The 16390-nt window shown below is 57.4% G+C and carries 17 protein-coding genes and 5 tRNA genes; 8 read left to right on the top strand and 14 right to left on the bottom strand.

What is annotated here, in order from left to right; all coding sequences use genetic code 11:
- The first annotated feature begins 19 nt into the window (after window positions 1-19).
- The 4 genes from HH1059_RS02650 to HH1059_RS02635 all read left to right on the top strand — a co-directional run bounded on the left by HH1059_RS02650 (window position 20) and on the right by HH1059_RS02635 (window position 2860).
- Window positions 20-1204 carry a hypothetical protein gene (locus HH1059_RS02650; protein WP_096407968.1) on the top strand — a complete coding sequence of 395 codons (1185 nt, stop codon included), beginning with the start codon at window positions 20-22 and terminating at the stop codon, window positions 1202-1204.
- Window positions 1205-1236: 32 nt separating this feature from the next.
- The gene (locus tag HH1059_RS02645; protein ID WP_096407965.1) at window positions 1237-1707 is read left to right on the top strand and encodes a flagellar basal body-associated FliL family protein; all 471 of its coding nucleotides are present in this window, start codon (window positions 1237-1239) and stop codon (window positions 1705-1707) included.
- 126 nt (window positions 1708-1833) lie between these two features.
- Window positions 1834-2028 carry a hypothetical protein gene (locus HH1059_RS02640; protein WP_096407963.1) on the top strand — a complete coding sequence of 65 codons (195 nt, stop codon included), beginning with the start codon at window positions 1834-1836 and terminating at the stop codon, window positions 2026-2028.
- Window positions 2029-2173: 145 nt separating this feature from the next.
- Entirely contained in the window at window positions 2174-2860 is a 687-nt protein-coding gene (locus HH1059_RS02635) for a Bax inhibitor-1/YccA family protein (protein WP_179948771.1), read from the top strand.
- Window positions 2861-2916: 56 nt separating this feature from the next.
- On the opposite strand, the gene HH1059_RS02630 is transcribed toward HH1059_RS02635, so the two are convergent.
- The 5 genes from HH1059_RS02630 to HH1059_RS02610 form a co-directional block, all read right to left on the bottom strand.
- Window positions 2917-3720 carry a phosphodiesterase gene (locus tag HH1059_RS02630; RefSeq protein WP_162549320.1) on the bottom strand — a complete coding sequence of 268 codons (804 nt, stop codon included), beginning with the start codon at window positions 3718-3720 and terminating at the stop codon, window positions 2917-2919.
- 120 nt (window positions 3721-3840) lie between these two features.
- Window positions 3841-3916, bottom strand: a tRNA-Lys gene (locus tag HH1059_RS02625).
- Window positions 3917-3961: 45 nt separating this feature from the next.
- Window positions 3962-4037: transfer RNA gene (locus HH1059_RS02620), tRNA-His, on the bottom strand.
- A 45-nt stretch (window positions 4038-4082) separates the two neighbouring features.
- Window positions 4083-4159: transfer RNA gene (locus HH1059_RS02615), tRNA-Arg, on the bottom strand.
- A gap of 36 nt (window positions 4160-4195) precedes the next feature.
- Window positions 4196-4272 (bottom strand) — tRNA-Pro (locus HH1059_RS02610).
- Between the two features lie 417 nt (window positions 4273-4689).
- On the opposite strand from HH1059_RS02610, the gene folD reads away from it, so the two are divergent.
- Together folD and HH1059_RS02600 are read left to right on the top strand one after the other, a co-directional pair.
- Window positions 4690-5547: a bifunctional methylenetetrahydrofolate dehydrogenase/methenyltetrahydrofolate cyclohydrolase FolD gene (folD, locus tag HH1059_RS02605; protein ID WP_096407957.1), complete on the top strand. Its 858-nt coding sequence runs from the start codon at window positions 4690-4692 to the stop codon at window positions 5545-5547.
- Window positions 5548-5614: 67 nt separating this feature from the next.
- The gene (locus HH1059_RS02600; protein ID WP_096407955.1) at window positions 5615-5995 is read left to right on the top strand and encodes a PilZ domain-containing protein; all 381 of its coding nucleotides are present in this window, start codon (window positions 5615-5617) and stop codon (window positions 5993-5995) included.
- A gap of 39 nt (window positions 5996-6034) precedes the next feature.
- Here the strand turns inward: HH1059_RS02600 and radA are convergent, their stop codons facing one another.
- The 9 genes from radA to rnr all read right to left on the bottom strand — a co-directional run bounded on the left by radA (window position 6035) and on the right by rnr (window position 15575).
- On the bottom strand, window positions 6035-7420 hold the full coding sequence (radA, locus tag HH1059_RS02595; RefSeq protein WP_096407951.1) for a DNA repair protein RadA: 1386 nt from the start codon (window positions 7418-7420) through the stop codon (window positions 6035-6037).
- 10 nt (window positions 7421-7430) lie between these two features.
- Window positions 7431-8528, bottom strand: a complete 1098-nt coding sequence (gene alr, locus HH1059_RS02590) for an alanine racemase (RefSeq protein WP_096407949.1) — start codon at window positions 8526-8528, stop codon at window positions 7431-7433.
- Entirely contained in the window at window positions 8525-9910 is a 1386-nt protein-coding gene (gene dnaB, locus HH1059_RS02585; protein WP_096407946.1) for a replicative DNA helicase, read from the bottom strand. The genes alr and dnaB overlap by 4 nt, the downstream gene beginning before the upstream one ends.
- Before the next feature lie 179 nt (window positions 9911-10089).
- On the bottom strand, window positions 10090-10542 hold the full coding sequence (gene rplI, locus HH1059_RS02580; RefSeq protein ID WP_096407944.1) for a 50S ribosomal protein L9: 453 nt from the start codon (window positions 10540-10542) through the stop codon (window positions 10090-10092).
- Between the two features lie 75 nt (window positions 10543-10617).
- A complete protein-coding gene (locus tag HH1059_RS02575) occupies window positions 10618-11502 on the bottom strand; it encodes a hypothetical protein (protein ID WP_096407941.1) in 885 nt (294 codons plus the stop codon).
- 12 nt (window positions 11503-11514) lie between these two features.
- A complete protein-coding gene (rpsR, locus tag HH1059_RS02570; protein ID WP_096407938.1) occupies window positions 11515-11739 on the bottom strand; it encodes a 30S ribosomal protein S18 in 225 nt (74 codons plus the stop codon).
- Window positions 11740-11821: 82 nt separating this feature from the next.
- Entirely contained in the window at window positions 11822-12181 is a 360-nt protein-coding gene (gene rpsF / locus HH1059_RS02565; RefSeq protein ID WP_096407936.1) for a 30S ribosomal protein S6, read from the bottom strand.
- 381 nt (window positions 12182-12562) lie between these two features.
- A complete protein-coding gene (rlmB, locus tag HH1059_RS02560) occupies window positions 12563-13345 on the bottom strand; it encodes a 23S rRNA (guanosine(2251)-2'-O)-methyltransferase RlmB (protein WP_096407933.1) in 783 nt (260 codons plus the stop codon).
- Window positions 13335-15575, bottom strand: a complete 2241-nt coding sequence (gene rnr, locus HH1059_RS02555; RefSeq protein ID WP_096407931.1) for a ribonuclease R — start codon at window positions 15573-15575, stop codon at window positions 13335-13337. The genes rlmB and rnr overlap by 11 nt, the downstream gene beginning before the upstream one ends.
- A 343-nt stretch (window positions 15576-15918) precedes the next feature.
- Here rnr and HH1059_RS02550 point away from each other — a divergent pair.
- Both HH1059_RS02550 and HH1059_RS13120 read left to right on the top strand, forming a co-directional pair.
- A tRNA-Leu gene (locus HH1059_RS02550) sits at window positions 15919-16005 on the top strand.
- Window positions 16006-16109: 104 nt separating this feature from the next.
- Entirely contained in the window at window positions 16110-16325 is a 216-nt protein-coding gene (locus tag HH1059_RS13120) for a hypothetical protein (protein ID WP_162549319.1), read from the top strand.
- Window positions 16326-16390 lie beyond the last annotated feature (65 nt).

Raw genomic sequence — 16390 nt, 5'->3', positions numbered from 1 at the left:
GGACAAAGAAGGAGATTCAATGACCCTCTTTGCTATAGTCGTGCTGATACTTTTGCTGGCTTTACGCGAGGTTTGCAGCAACCGCATCCGCCGCCTCAGCCATGCTCAGCCGCACAGCACCCGACGATGGCGCATTGCTCGATCGTGGCATACTTTCGCCCTCGGCCTAGCGGCAGCGGCGTTCTTGCCGACATTCGTCCAACAACCAGAGCTGCCCATACTGAGTGAAGCGCATAGCCTGCTGAGCCACACTTGGCCGCTGTTTCTAATAGCATCAGGGGCATCAGTTGGCCTTGCCATCCGCATTGTCAACCCGCAGATCAAACGCGAGATACGCCGCCGCCAAGCCAGCATAGAGCGGCGCAACAGGGCCCAATACGGCATGAACCCGGAGCGTCTGTCACGCGGGCTACGCATGTGGATACTCGACCACGGACCGGCGTTTGATTACCGCTTCGACGTCGAAACACCGGATGGTGTCGGCAACATAGTCATCGGCGCCGAAGAGGGCAATTTCATGATCTATGTGCTACCTGCTGAGCATGCCCGGGAAGGCTATGCTACAGCCTTGCAGCGCAGCAGCAAGATCGCCGAGCATCTCGATGCGAGGGGAATAGTCTGGATCCCCGACGACAAGATCAAGAAAGCCCAAACCGGCGATGAACATTTAGCCTTCGTCATGCGCGGCTCCATCGTCGAGGTCTTTCGCTGGATAGAGCGCACCAACGAGGCTCGCCGACGCAACCGTGAACGTCAAGAACAGCGCCGTAACCGGGCGTTGCGCTCAGCACAGGGTGAGGGCATTCAGTGGGGCAGCATCACTGAGGCAGAGGCGATGAAAAAACATGATCGCGAAGCCTGGGAGCGGTTCGCCCGCAAAACCCCAATTCACCCCGACATGCGCGACCGCGTCTACCGCCGCCACGGGGCACGCTGCGCCTACTGCGGATTCACCATGGATCCTGGCAGAGGCCAGTGGGAGGTGATAGTCTCTGACTATGATCACATTTGTCGCTACCCGGCAAAGACGCGACTGGTACCATACGGGATAAAGCCAGCTACCAGCTATGAGATGCCCGATTGCGAGCAGTGCCACATCGAAGCCCCGGGACATTTTGAGGCCTGCATATCCCGTCTAGCCCCTATACACACACGCTGTAAGCGCGAAAGGCAAGAAGGCAAACAAGATACCGCTGCTGATTGACGGCCTTCTCAACCGAGGGAGTTATAACAGCAATGCCCAAGAGCATATATGTGTTACTAACCGCGGCTACGGTACTTTTGACCATCACCCTAGGGTTTGTGCTGGCTATTGCTACTGGCTGGATAACACCCCCAGGCATGCAGCAATATGACAGCGACCCGGCAAGCACTGAGGTAGATTACGATGATGCTCAGTACGTGGAACTGGAACCCTCGCTCACGGTAAACTTCGGCGATGGCGAACGGTTGCGCTATCTCGAGGCCGACGTCCAAGTCCAGACTAGCCAAGATGAAGTGGTCGAGGCCCTGGAGAGACATAGCGCCGCAATCCGTGATGAGCTGATAATGCTCTTCTCAGAGCAAAGCCCAGAGGATCTTAATGATGTTGAGGGACGCGAAGAGCTCCGCAACCGCTCGGAAGAGATCATCAATGGCATACTTGAGAAGCGTGGCGTTGAAGGGCGCATAGATGACGTTTTCTTCACCGAGTTTGTCATGCAATAGGGATGCTCCACAGACTCTGATTAGATCCATACTCGCCACACGGGAGCGCAACCCTGGGCGTGATACCCGGTTGCGGCTAGACCCATGTACTTAAGGTCAGGACCGCACGCCTGAATGGTGAAAGGTATGGCGGATGAAGAATCACCATCGACACAACAGCATGGCAGCCTGCTATCCTCCAGCCACAACAGGCATAACTCATACGAACACAAGATAGAGGCAATCCGTGATCTTATTGAGGATGACCCAGAGCGAGCAGTCGCTGTTATAAAGCTCTGGCTAGAAGGTACACAGAACAGCGGCAAAGAGGAGAAGTCCTAAACCAAGCGCAAGCTTGGCAAGGCTGTCACGATGAGCCATGCAATACTACAGATCTGGGGGGTGTGGCACAGCGGCATGGCCTAGTGGACTTCCCTCCCCCTCCAAAAATCAAGCAATAGGCAATAAGCAACAGGAGCAACTAAATATGTCGGAACAATATAGCAACAGTAGGGCCGCCACAGCCACCGGGCGCGAGCAGGCGCAGCAGCAAGCCCTGGCAACCAACCGCCTGATCCGTAATACCTACATCCTACTCGCAATCACTCTGGCGTTTAGCGCCGTAACCGCCGGCATCGCCGTCTTGACTGATGCACCGCGGCTAAACATATTCGTCGTTCTGGGCGGCTTTTTCGGCCTGCTGTTCTTGACGCAGTACCTACGCAACAGCGCCTGGGGCCTCGCCTCGATCTTCGCCCTTACCGGCTTTATGGGCTATACCCTGGGCCCGGTCATCAACCTTTACCTCGGACTGCCTAATGGCGGTGAAACCGTAATGATGGCCTTCGGTGGCACAGCAGCTATCTTTCTCGGCCTATCCGGCTATGCCCTAGCCTCGCGGCGGGATTTTAGCTTCATGCGCGGATTCCTGTTTGCCGGCATCCTAGTCGCCTTCGTGGCCGCCATAGCAGCATACTTCCTGCAGATGCCCGGCCTATCGCTGGCAGTAAGCGTGATGTTCATGATCTTAATGAGCGGGCTGATCCTCTATCAGACCAGCGAGATGGTTAACGGCGGTGAGACCAACTACATCATGGCGACGATCACCCTATATATCGCCATTTACAACCTCTTTACCAGCCTGCTTCATCTACTTGGACTAGCGAACGACTAGCCACTGCACGGCTTCGCTGCGGGATCTTCCCCGCGGCGAAGCCTATTTAATCGCTTTCAGTCGCACCCCTCCAGCCACCACACCTCGCTCTGCAAACTGCCGTTTGAACAAAGCTCCAGCCACCGCACCCCAGGCGGCGAGGGCTCAACGGCAAAAACCGCCGAGCCCGGCTCAAACTGGATAGATACCGCCGGCGCCGCAAGCAAGCGCAAACCAGATTGACGCCGCTCAGCGAAGTCCTGATGGACATGGCCGAAGACGACACCTCGAACTTGAGGGTAACGCTCTACCAGCTCGAGGAAGCTCTCGCCGTCCTCTAGGCGTTGCACATCGAGCCAGGGTGTGCCGACCTCAACTGGAGCATGATGTAAGGCAATCAGGGTCGGCAGGTCTTGATTTTGCTGCAGATCCTGCTCAAGAGCGTTCAATTGCTGCCCCCCAAGGCGACCGGTGATCTGCCCGGGCACTTGACTATTCAGGCAGAGTATTCGCCAACCGCCTGCAAAGTATTCGCGGCAATAACTGACTTGCCCACTATCAGTGAAGATGCGTTGAAAGCCTTCAGGATCGTCATGGTTGCCAGGCAATACAAGCACAGGAACCTTAAGGGCTGCGAGTTGCTCACTAAGCTTGGCGTAAACACTCTCCCCTTGGTCGTGGGCTAAATCTCCGGTAACCACTACCAAGTCAAAAGGGGCGCGGGATAACCCCTGGGCACCGAGACAATCAGGATCGACGCCAATCAAGGCCTCGGTCAGCCGCTCCCATGGCCGTACCCCCTGGTACGACCACTGCGGGTCATCGCCGAGGTGCAGATCGGAAATATGTAGTACACGCAATGGCTCGTCTGGACATAGCACTGAGTCACCCCACCATATTAAGAGAAGCCGCTAAGGGGCCAACAAGCCTGTTGAGTGCCCCCGCTCCAGCTGAGCCTAAAATACTACCATCTCTGAAGCCGAGGGATAACAAAGAAGAAGTGGTGGGCCGCGAAGGACTCGAACCTTCAACCAACTGATTAAGAGTCAGCTGCTCTACCAATTGAGCTAGCGGCCCTTGGGGACAACGGGAAAGAATAGTCTTGCGCAGGAGACAAAGAAATGGGGTGAGCGATGGGACTCGAACCCACGACCACCGGAGCCACAATCCGGGGCTCTACCAACTGAGCTACGCCCACCATTGATTTGTCATCACACAGCCCTCGCACGCCCTAGCAGCTCTGTGGCGCGCCCGGCAGGGCTCGAACCTGCAACCCTCGGCTTAGAAGGCCGATGCTCTATCCAATTGAGCTACGGGCGCAGTGCGCCTAAAAACGCAATGCACCAGTCTGGCACATGGTCGGGGTGGAGGGATTCGAACCCCCGACTACCTGCTCCCAAAGCAGGTGCGCTACCAGACTGCGCTACACCCCGCAGGACTGGCGCGCCGCTAATTATAGCCCGCCGCGTCCGAGGTAATATACTATAGTCTTGCACAAAAAGAGTCAATCAGCCACCACCAGTGATGGAATCTCCAAAACTCCCCGGTGCGCCATTAGCTACCCCGGTGTGGAAGACGCCGTGAACCCACTCCTGGAGGGAACCTCTAAAACTTCGCCGGCGCCACCATCCGCCCCGGTGTGGAGGACGCCGTGAATCCATCCCTGGAGGCTTCATGGCGCCATCCCTGGCGCTAAGACCTCCACACCGGGACAGCTAATGGCGCCAGGGGAGCTTTAGAGACGCCTAGAGACGCCCTAATAAAGCCTCCAGTCAACAAGCTCGTTGCTGCCATTACCCTAGCGTGCGAAAATCTTAACCGAATAAACTGCAGTCTAACCGAGGATATTGATGCCCGCGCAGATCCTGGATGGTAAAGCAATTGCGGCTGAGCGCCGCAGCATGGTAGCAAGAAGCGTAGATGAGCGCTCTGCCCAGGGCAAACGCCCCCCCGGGCTAGCGGTCATCTTGGTCGGCAGCGACCCCGCGTCAGCCGTTTATGTCCGCAATAAACGCCGCGCCTGCGATGAAGCTGGACTCCTTTCACGCTCTTACGACTTGCCCGCTGAGACATCTGAGGCGGAACTGCTGCAGCAAATCGATCAGCTCAATGCCGACGAGCAGATCGACGGCATCCTGGTGCAGCTGCCACTACCTGGGCATATCAACGCCCAAACAGTCATCGAGCGTATTGACCCGCAGAAAGACGTCGACGGTTTTCACCCCGAGAACATGGGCAGACTGATAACGCGACTACCTGGCTTGCGCCCTTGTACCCCTCATGGCGTAATGACCTTATTGGAGCATACAGGGGTCGATCTAGCAGGGCTTGATGCCGTTGTCATCGGCCAATCGAACATCGTTGGTCGGCCTATGGCCCTGGAATTACTTAATGCCCGGTGCACCATAACCATCTGCCACAGCCGCACCAAAGATCTGGCCGCCCGCGTCAATGCAGCTGACTTGGTCGTCGCCTCAGTCGGCAGCCCCGGACTGGTTCGAGGCGATTGGATAGCCCGCGGTGCGATTGTAATAGATGTAGGGATCAATCGCCGTGCAGATGGTAAACTGACCGGAGATGTCGATTTCGATGAGGCTTGCGAGAAGGCATCGTGGATAACACCGGTGCCAGGAGGAGTAGGCCCGATGACAGTAGCCACCTTGCTGGAAAACACCCTAGAGGCGGCTAAGCTGCGAGAGCAGATTTAAACTTCAGCACAATGGAGTAAGATGTGGCAGGCAAAGAGCTATCTCCACATCCAGAGCGAGAAGCCCAATGAGCGCTAACGAGAGGCGTCACTTCAGTAGGGTAGAGTTTCAAGCCCCTGCTCAGCTTGCCACTCAGGCAGGCTCCGTGCACGACGTGGAGATCCTCGACATCTCCATGCGAGGCGCATTGGTCAGGCTTAGCAGCGGCACTTTGCCACCAATTGAACTCTGCTCTGAGGGCAACAGATTCACGCTCAAGATATCACTTAGTGAGATAGACACCATAGAGATGGAGGTCGAAGCGGCCCATTGTCACGAACATGAGATCGGCCTGCGCTGCGTGCGCATTGATTTGGACAGCATAATGCATCTGCGCAGCCTTATAGAGGCCAACCTCGGCGACCCAGACCTGGTCAATCGCGAGTTGGCCAACCTCATAGAAGATTGATCTAGCATTACATAAGGCCATTCAGCAGCGAGGCACTGCCTAATTACTGAACAGCACCTCGAAGGCCTGCTCAAGCCGTCTTACCGGGTGTATCTCCATACCCTTTATGCCCTTGCGGGGGGCATTTTTCTCCGGCACCACAGCAAGCGTAAAGCCGTGTTTAGCGGCCTCAGCCAGTCTTTCTTCACCTCCCGGCACTGGTCGCACCTCTCCTGCCAGGCCCAACTCACCAAATAGAACCGAGTTCATAGGCAAGGGACGGTTGCGCATACTCGACAAAACAGCCGCCAACACCGGCAAGTCGCCCGCAGTCTCATGAATACGCACACCACCCACCACGTTAATAAAGACATCCTCTCCGGCCGTTACCACTCCGCCGTGGCGTTGCAACACAGCGAGGAGCAGGGAGAGACGCGACTGCTCAATACCAACCGCTACCCGGCGTGGCTGAGCCAGTGACGAATCGGCCACCAGCGCCTGCACCTCAAGCAGCAACGGCCTACTGCCCTCCCGCGAGACTACTATGGCGCTGCCGGAGACCGCACACTCGTGACGCGACAAAAAAATAGCCGAGGGATTACGCACCTGGCGCAACCCATCCTCAGTCATCGCAAAGAGGCCTAACTCGTTGGCGGCGCCAAAGCGGTTCTTAACCGCCCGCAACAAACGGTAGCGACTTCCCTGATCGCTTTCAAAATAGAGCACCGTGTCGACCATATGCTCCAGAACCCGTGGCCCGGCGATCGCCCCTTCCTTGGTCACATGGCCGACGAGTATTAATGCCGTACCTGTCTCCTTGGCCCAGCGCACCAGCTGTGCGGCGCTATCGCGCACCTGTGACACAGACCCAGGCGCCGAACTAAGCGCCGCACTATGCACCGTCTGGATAGAGTCAATCACTAAGGCCTCGGGCCGCAACTGCTGAGCCGTCGCTAATATGGTCTCGACCGACGTCTCAGCCATCAATTGCAGCGGCGCATCCGCAACCCCTAAGCGCCGAGCGCGCAGGGCCACCTGCTGGAGTGACTCCTCGCCAGTGGCGTAGAGCGAGGGATAGTGGCGTGAGAGTGCCGCCAGGGTCTGCAAGAGCAAGGTGGATTTACCAATCCCCGGATCACCACCGATGAGAACCACCGATCCGGGCACTAAACCGCCGCCGAGCACCCGATCCAACTCATCTACGCTGGTGCTTAGTCGCGGCTCTGGCGCCGTAGAGACCTCAGCTAGGGCGCTTACCTCGCCGGCACTAGCAGCAAGCCCAGGGCTGCGCGCCGCCGTGACAGGATTGGCAGCTACATTACGCGCTGGCTCAATATGCTCCTCAAGGGTATTCCACTCACCGCACTCCGGACATTGCCCCACCCACTGTGGCTGGCTAGCTCCGCAATCTTGGCAAACATAGTGGGGGCGAGTTCGGCGCGACATAGTGATGGCATCACTGATCGTCTAGATAGACCCGGCGCACTCGCGAAGGAGTTCGACAAAAGAGCTCATAGGCAATGGTCCCGGCCGAGTCGGCGACCGATTCGGGACGCGGCTGCTCACCCCACAGCGTTACCGGATCACCGGGAGCAGGCAGGGTGACCATGCCGCGTAGATCAACCGCCAACATGTCCATCGATATACGCCCGACCAGGCTAGCGCGGCGCCCGGCCACATCGACAGGCGTACCATGCATAGCATGGCGCGGGTAACCGTCGCCGTAGCCGATTGAGACAATCCCAATCGGCATATCTTCCGGACAACTCCAGGTAGCACCGTAGCCGACCTTCTGCCCAGCCCCCAGGTGCTTTACGGCGATAATACGCCCGCGCAAAGTCATCGCCGGTCGCAGCGGAAAGTCCAGCGGTTGCCGATCGCTGAACGGCGAAACACCATAAAGCATTATACCGGGGCGCACCCAGTCGAAATGGCTCTCCAACCAACCGAGCAAACCCGCCGAGTTAGCCGCTGATAGCGGGCCGCCGAAGTCTTTGCAGGCCTCCTCGAAGGCCTCAATCTGTCTGTCGGTCATAGTATCGTCGCGATCATCGGCACAGGCCAGATGGGTCATAAAGCCTATTTCTGGGTTCACGGTATGCGCCGGAATCGCCGTTAAGCGCCGCCAGGCCGCCGCCACTTCATCGGCCTGGAAGCCTAACCGATGCATACCGGTATCAACTTTCAACCATAACTGGAGCGCGGCACTAACCTGAGCTTGCTCTATGGCCTCAATCTGCCAGGCAGAATGTATGACCAACTCCAACTGCTCAGCCGCAGCGAGCGGTATCTCTGCCGCCTCAAAGGGGCCCTGGAGCAAGACTATCCGCTGATTAAACCCGGCTCGGCGCAGCGCCAGGGCCTCGTCGAGATCAGTCACAGCAAAGGCATCAACATCCTCGCCTATGGCTTGAGCAACGCGCACCAAACCGTGGCCATAGCCATCTGACTTGATGACCGCCATTACCCGAGAGCGTGCAGCCACTGCGCGGGCGACACGCAGATTATCCCGCACCGCATCCAGATCAATAAGCGCACATGCTTCTCTGCTCACCCCGGAATCCCTCCCCCATATATATCCTCGGCAAAATTCTCGAACCGGGTATATTCACCAAGAAAAGTCAAACGCACTGTACCGATGGGCCCCTGGCGCTGTTTGCCAATTATCAGCTCGGCCACCCCTTTATCAGGGCTATCCTCATGATAGACCTCATCACGGTAAATAAAGGCAATGAGGTCTGCGTCCTGTTCAATGGCACCACTCTCACGCAGATCAGACATGATCGGGCGCTTGTTAGGCCGCTGCTCAAGCGAGCGATTGAGCTGTGATAGTGCTATAACCGGCGCATTGAGCTCTTTAGCTAGGGCCTTAAGGCCGCGCGATATCTCTGAGAGTTCACCAGCGCGGTTCTCACGCAGACCGGAACTTTGCATTAGCTGCAAATAATCGACGACAATCAAGCCCAAACCATCGTGTTCGCGCTGCAAGCGCCGGGATCGGGCGCGCACGTCGGTAGGCGAAAGCCCTGGTGAATCATCGACGAACAGTGGGGCTTCAGCCAACAAACTCATAGTCGAGGTCAACCGCGGCCAGTCATCATCTTGCAGCCTGCCCGAGCGGACCCGCTGCAGATGGACCCTGCCCAACGAGGCGAGCATGCGCATCGCCAAAGCCTCGGCGGGCATCTCCATCGAAAATACCGCTACCGGCAGCTTGCGGTGCATGACCACATGCTCGACGATATTCATGGCAAAAGTGGTTTTGCCCATCGAGGGTCGACCAGCGACAATCACTAAGTCGCCGTTTTGCAGCCCAGACGTAAGGTGATCAAGGTCGTCAAAGCCGGTAGGTAGCCCGGTAACAGCTTCTTGGGTCCGGTAGAGGGCATCAATGCGGTCAATGACCTGCGGCATAAGCTCACGCATGCCGACAAAGCCCTGGCGGTGCCGCCCGGTCTGCTCGGCAATGGCGAAAATAGTCTGCTCAGCATAATCAAGCAGGGTTTCGCTATCTCTACCTTGGGGTTCAAAAGCAGCCGCAGCGACATCCGAGCCTGCCCTGATGAGCTGGCGCAAAACGGACCTTTCGCGGACGATATCTGCGTAAGCACGGATATTTGCTGCAGAGGGGGTCTCGCGGGATATGCCGCCGAGATATTGCAACCCGCCGGCGTCATCAAGGCGTCCTTGTTGGCGCAACCTCCCGGAGAGGGTAACCACGTCCATAGGCTGGCCGCCGTCAGCGAGCTCTGCCATGGCCCTATAGACCAAGCGGTGCTCACGACGGTAAAAATCCTCTTCATGAAGGCGGTCGGCGATCTGGTCCCATGCCGAATTATCGAGCATCAGACCGCCTAAGACCGCCTGCTCCGCCTCCAGATCGTGCGGCGGAACCTTTAAGGACTCGGCGTTAGTGGCGGCACCATCGTGCTGCACCGCGTACCCCCAGATAAGCTAGAGTTGCCCGGAGAGGCGAACATCTATTGAATGTAACGACATGACAGATGAAGGAGTATAGACTCCCACCGGGCGCAGAGAAGCGCCCGGAGAGCACTCTCTAGAGGCAGCCATAAGCAGCAGCACACCGCTGAGACAGACAATCGTAACGGTTGCTGTCAGGGCTCTTGGCCCTCAACTACCACTCGCACAGCGCCTACCACGTCAGTGTGCAACTGCACCTGAACATCGTATTCACCGGTTACGCGAATCGGCCCGTCGGGCATGCGCACCTCGCGTTTTGCCAGCTCGACACCGGCCTGTTCAGCAGCTGCAGCAATATCACCAGGCGCTACAGAGCCAAACAGCTTGCCCTGCTCTCCAGACTTAGCCTTAATGGTTAGGGGTGTTGCCTGGAGTTTTTCCAAGCGAGACTGCGCGGCCTCAAGGGCTTCGCGTGCCTGCTTTTCAAGCTCGGCACGACGCTCTTCGAAATAGCGGATATTCTCCGCTGTGGCCGGTTTAGCCTTGCCGTAAGGCAGCAAGTAGTTACGACCGAACCCCGGACGAACCCGCACTCGATCACCCAGATCGCCCAGATTCGCGACTTTTTCCAAAAGAATGAGCTCCATTCCTAACACCTCAGTTGAGCTTTGTTGATCTTTGCCAGTTTTGCCAGTTTCGCCACCGTCACCCGACGGATCCGCCTAGGCTGCTCCGCCCGAGCCATCTCCGAGAAGACGCCGACGCCATTGAAATAAAGCCTCGCCAATGCCTAACAAGGCCATTGGCATATAGAGAAAAGGTATTACCAAATACACGGGCACCAGCCAAGCCGCGCTCCAATTGCGCTTCCCCATCAACGCATGGGTAGCAGCCAAGGCCTGCACAATAAATGCCGCCGCCAGCACAAGGGCCAGATCGTAAATCGGTCCCGGTCCACTAAAAACTGCCGCGAGCAGGACGACCAAGGCCACAAAGGCGGCACTGCGCCCCAGATCAAGCCGGTAAAACTCCTCCCGCAGCCCCCCCGGATTGAACATTATTGCCTGCACCCACCGCCCGAGCAGCAGCCCTATCAAAACCACGCTCATCAGGTTAACCACCCACAGACCGGTCATGATCGGCAACAGATCCTCACGCAGAAATGCCTCGGTCTCCTCCGGCAATTGCTCAGCACCGGTAGCGGCGAGAAACTGCTCGGTTACTGCCAGCCAATGGGCCATGGGATCGTCGACCACGACATGGAACCCGGCCACAGTTAAAGCACCCAGCCCAGCCCAGACGAATAGCGTGAGCGGCAAAGAGACCGTCCGGCGCAACACCTCCGCTAACACCAGCACTGGCAACCACTGTTCTATAACTATACGCAGGGCAGGCTCATAAGTGCCCGCCATGGCCCAAAGCAGAGCTGCCAGCATCCCTCCTGCAAGAGCCGCTGCAAACAGCCCCTGCTGCAGACCCTGGCGCAACGTCACCAGGGAAAGCACCCCCATAGCAATAACAGCCAGGAAAGGCAGCAAGCTGGCCGCAATCATCACGGTTGCGGCCTGAAAGGGCCCACGGAGGATGAAGGCGGCGAACGCCTTCATAGCATCAACCCCTCAATGACGATCAGTATAGGGCAACAGCGCTAAGTAGCGCGCACGCTTGATGGCGCGCGAGAGTTGCCGCTGATAACGTGCATTGGTACCGGTGATACGACTCGGCACGATCTTTCCGGTATCGGTAATGTAATTTTTAAGGGTGTTGAGATCCTTATAATCGATCTCCTTCACACCCTCTGCAGTAAACTTGCAATACTTGCGGCGCCGAAAAAAGCGTCCCATATCTTAGCTCCCCGTCTGATCTGTCTATTAAGCTGTTCTACTAAGCCCTGCAATCGGCAGCTTAGTCGGCTTCAGGCCTGATTCACTCTTCTTCCGCGTAGTCGCGCCGCTCCTCACGCTTCTCACCGCCCTTGAGTAGCGGCGAAGGCTCAGTCACGGCCTCATCGCGAGCGAGCACCATGTTGCGGATAACCGCATCATTAAAACGGAAAGCAGAGGTCAACTCATCAAGCTCTTCTTGACCGCACTCGACATTCATCAACACGTAGTGGGCCTTAATCAGCTTATTAATCGGATAGGCAAGCTGGCGCCGCCCCCAATCCTCCAGACGATGAATAGTGCCGCCATTCGACTCGACTATACTGCGATAGCGCTCGAGCATGGCCGGCACCTGATCACTCTGGTCAGGGTGGACCATAAAAACGATTTCGTAATGTCGCATAAAAACTCCTTGCGGTTAATTGGGCGCTGACGTTATCGCCCAAATAGCCTCCAGCCACTTTGCTGTGAGGCAAGGCTTGTTACGTCGCTCAACATTAAGCCGGGAATAGTAACCCAAGCAGGGCAGCTTAGGGAAGCACCCTTTGCCAATTCCTTGCGCGACAAGCGCCATTGCAGCGATTGCTTTAGGGTGCCTCTAAAAACTGTCGCCGGCGCCATCATCTGCCCCGGTGTGGAGGTCTTGGCGCCAGGGATGGCGCCATGAAGCCTCCAGGGATGGATTCACGGCGTCCTCCACACCGGGGCAGATGATGGCGCCGGCGACAGTTTTAGATGTTCCCTTTATGGATGCCTTGCATAAATACGCAACGCCATCGCACTCCTAGCAATTACTTCTCTGCCGTACCGCCTCGAACAGAACAACCCCGGCAGCTACTGCCACATTGAGACTCTCGATGCTGCCGGGCATCGGGATGGCGGCGACATAATCACAGTTCTTGCGGGTAAGCCTGCGCAGACCTTCGCTTTCGCCACCCATGACCAAGGCTATCGCGCCCCGTAGCTCGAGGCTATATAAAGTCTGCGCCCCGTCACCTGCAGCCCCTATGGTGACCAGTCCGGCTTGCTGCATATTCGCAAGAGCCCTTGCCAGATTAGTCACCTGAAAAAACGGCACGCTCTGTACCGCCCCAGCCGCCACCTTATGTACCGCCGGACTCAGTGACGCAGCGTGATCGCGTGGCGCAACAACCCCAGCGGCCCCGGCAGCGGCGGCGCTGCGCAGACAGGCGCCAAGATTGTGCGGATCCTGCACCCTGTCCAGGACCAGCAACAGCGGATCTCTCGCGCTATCGAGTAAGTCATTCAGCTCGGCTTCACCCCGGACAGCAGCACCGCGATAACTAAGCACCACCCCCTGATGGTTGGCTCCGCCTACCATCTCGTCTAACTCCCGGCGCTTGACCCGATAAAAGGTGACCCCCTGTTTCTTCAGCTTATTGAACAGCCGTTCAAGCTTCGGATCACGGCGCAGCGCCTGATCTACCCAGATCGCCACCACCCCGGCAGGGTCGTATGTCGCAGCCTCACGCACAGGGTGGCGACCATATATCAAACTATGGCTTTTTGCCCTCTCCTCTGCTTCAGAGCCAAGCCTATTTGCCACCCTTGTTCTTCCCCTTGCGCCTTTTGCGGCCCTTCTTATCCAGCGGATGATCAAGCATTTCCAAGTCTATCTTGCGATCCTCCTTATCAACCCGGGCGACACGCACCAGCACTCTATCACTGAGCCGATACTCTTTGCCGGTGCGATCACCGATAAGACAGTGGCCGACCTGGTCATAGTGGAAGAAATCGCTCTCCAGATTGGTTATATGCACCAGCCCATCGACATATACCCCCTCTAACTGCACGAACAGCCCGAAAGAGGTCACCGCAGCGATAACCCCAGGGAATTCCTCGCCCAAGTGATCGGCGAGGTACTCACACTTGAGCGTCATCTCGGCATCGCGCGTCGCCTCATCGGCCCTGCGCTCGGTCATTGAGCAGTGCTCACCGAGGGTAAGCAAGTCATTGTGACTTAGCGGGAAAGAAGGGCCACGGTGGCCATCGATGATATGGCCTATCCCACGGTGGACAGCCAAATCCGGATAACGGCGAATCGGCGATGTAAAATGGGTGTAGGCCTCTAGTGCAAGGCCAAAGTGGCCGGCGTTATCCGGTCGATACTCTGCCGCTTGCATAGAGCGCAGCAAGACGGTTTCAATCAGGTGGCGATCGGGACGATCTTTGGCCGCCTTCATGACCTTAGCGTAGTCAAGGCCGGTAGGCTGATCGCCACCGCCGAGTTCAAGCCCGACCTGGGCCAGAAAGCCGCGCAACTGCTCCAGGCGCTCTTCACTCGGGTGCTCATGAACCCGGTACAGTGAAGGGACCTTATGTTTGCGGAGAAACTTCGCAGCACAGACGTTGGCGGTGATCATGCACTCTTCTATGGCGCGATGGAAGTCGTTGCGCACCGTTGGTTCGACCGCCACAACCCGCCCTTCATCATCGAAGCGCATGACCGTCTCGGTAGTGTCAAAGTCTATGGCCCCGCGCCTCTCCCGGGCCTGGCGTAGGGTCTGGTAAAGCCGATGAGTATTCTCTAGCAACTTAAGCACTTGTGGGTCGAGATCGGCACGCACCGTCTCATCCTGCTCAACCACCGCCGCAGCCGCCTGCTCGTAAGTCAAGCGGGCGGCAGAGCGCATAACCGCGCGATAAAAACGCGAGCGCAGGATCTTGCCATCGCCCTGAAGGAGCACGTCACAAACCACGCACAACCGATCAACCTGAGGGTTTAACGAGCACAAGCCATTCGAAAGCACCTCAGGCAGCATCGGCACTACTGAGCGCGGGAAGTAAACTGAGTTACCGCGGTTACGCGCTTCGGCGTCAAGGACACTGCCGGGGCGCACGTAGTGGGAGACATCGGCTATCGCCACCAATAGCCGCCAGCCTTTAGCAGTCGGCTCACAGAAGATGGCGTCATCGAAGTCCTTGGCATCTGCCCCGTCAATGGTTACCAGTGGCACCTTGCGCAAATCAGTGCGCCCCTGCTTATCCTCTTCGGCTACCGTAGCGCCAAAGGCCGCTGCCTCTCGCTCAACGCCATCTGGCCACTCCAGTGGCACTGAGTGGATGCGCGCTGCTACCTCATCTTCCTCACCGACATTTATGGTTTGACCCAAGATGCGGGTAATGCGCCCGATCGGCTGACGGCGCTCGGTCGGCTGTGCGAGGACCTCTGCGACAGCCAAATCACCATTCTCAGCACCTCCACGACCATCGGCGCTGAGCAGTACATCATGATGAATGCGCTTGTTCTCGGGCACCAAAAACCCAACCCCATGCTCCTCGAAAAAGCGCCCGGTAATTTGCTTGTTACCGCGCTCCAGTATCTCAACTAGCTCACCGACCGGGTTACCGTGTTCATCTTTGCCGGTGACCCGCACTACCGCCCTATCTGCATGCAACAGGCTGCGCATCTGCCGTGGTGAGAGCGAGACGCGCTGATCCTTGCCATCGGCAAGCAGAAAACCGGCGCCATCCGGTTTGCCAATAACCCGTCCCCGGACCAGCTCACGATGGTCAACTAACAGATAGCCGCGGCGCCGGTTGCGCACTAACTGACCGTCTCGCTCCATGGCGCGCAGGCGCCGTCGCAGGGCCTCTAGCTGCTCAGGGCTTTCCAGCCCCAATTCAGCAGCTATTTCGCGCCTACCAAGCGGGCGACGGTTGGCGGCGAGCAACTCCAGCAGGTACTCCCTGCTTGGGATGGGGTTGTCATATTTGGCTTGTTCGCGTTCCTTATAGGGATCCTTATGCGGCGTTTTCGCCTTTCGCTTCGCCATCTTCTCTTCCTTTTTTATCAACGCGATAAGGATACTCTAGAGCAAGTGGCTTCTCAAAACCTGTTGCGCCGGACTACCCCCGCAGGGGAGGATGCCATAAACCATTAACGCAGTCTCTAACCCATCCCCCTGAGCCATTTGCGGCCCCGGTGTGGAGGACACCGTGAATCCATCCCTGGAGGCTTCATGGCCCCATCCCTGGTGCCAAGACCTCCACACCTGAGCAGCATGATGGCTCAGGGGGATGGGTTAGAGGCGCCCTTAAGAATAGAACCAACGAAGTTGACAGCAGCCAACCTAATCAATAAAGTACCCGGTTAATCACGTCAGCACGTGATGAAATGCCGAGGTGGCGAAATTGGTAGACGCGCTAGCTTCAGGTGCTAGTGGGGGAAACCCCGTGGAGGTTCGAGTCCTCTCCTCGGCACCATCTGACTACTCTTCCCGCACTTAATTAAACTGCATGAGGGCTTCACCGAAGCCTCTAAAACTGCCCCAGCCAGTTAAGCTAGGGCATGCAAAGGAGGTCAATTTATGGCTATTAAAATGGGCGTCCGCGGCAATAGCAGAGGTGGACAAATCCTCCCACAACTCTCGCCGCAATCTCTTGCCGAGAAACACCAGAAGGCCCGCCCACGTGATCGCGATCGCATCGAACAGGAAATCTACCGTCGGGCTCGCCTCGGCCACACTATCCCACCCAGCGAACAGGCTAGCGGGGGGAGGATGATCCCTAAGGGTCACTCATAAAGAATCCTGCCCGAGCCACGCTGCAGGGGACCCGGCTACGGATGTTTTAACACCAGAAAGTCGCC

This window comes from Halorhodospira halochloris, from assembly GCF_002356555.2.
Taxonomy (GTDB): Bacteria; Pseudomonadota; Gammaproteobacteria; order Nitrococcales; family Halorhodospiraceae; genus Halorhodospira; species Halorhodospira halochloris.
This window is presented reverse-complemented; position numbering and strand designations above follow the sequence as displayed.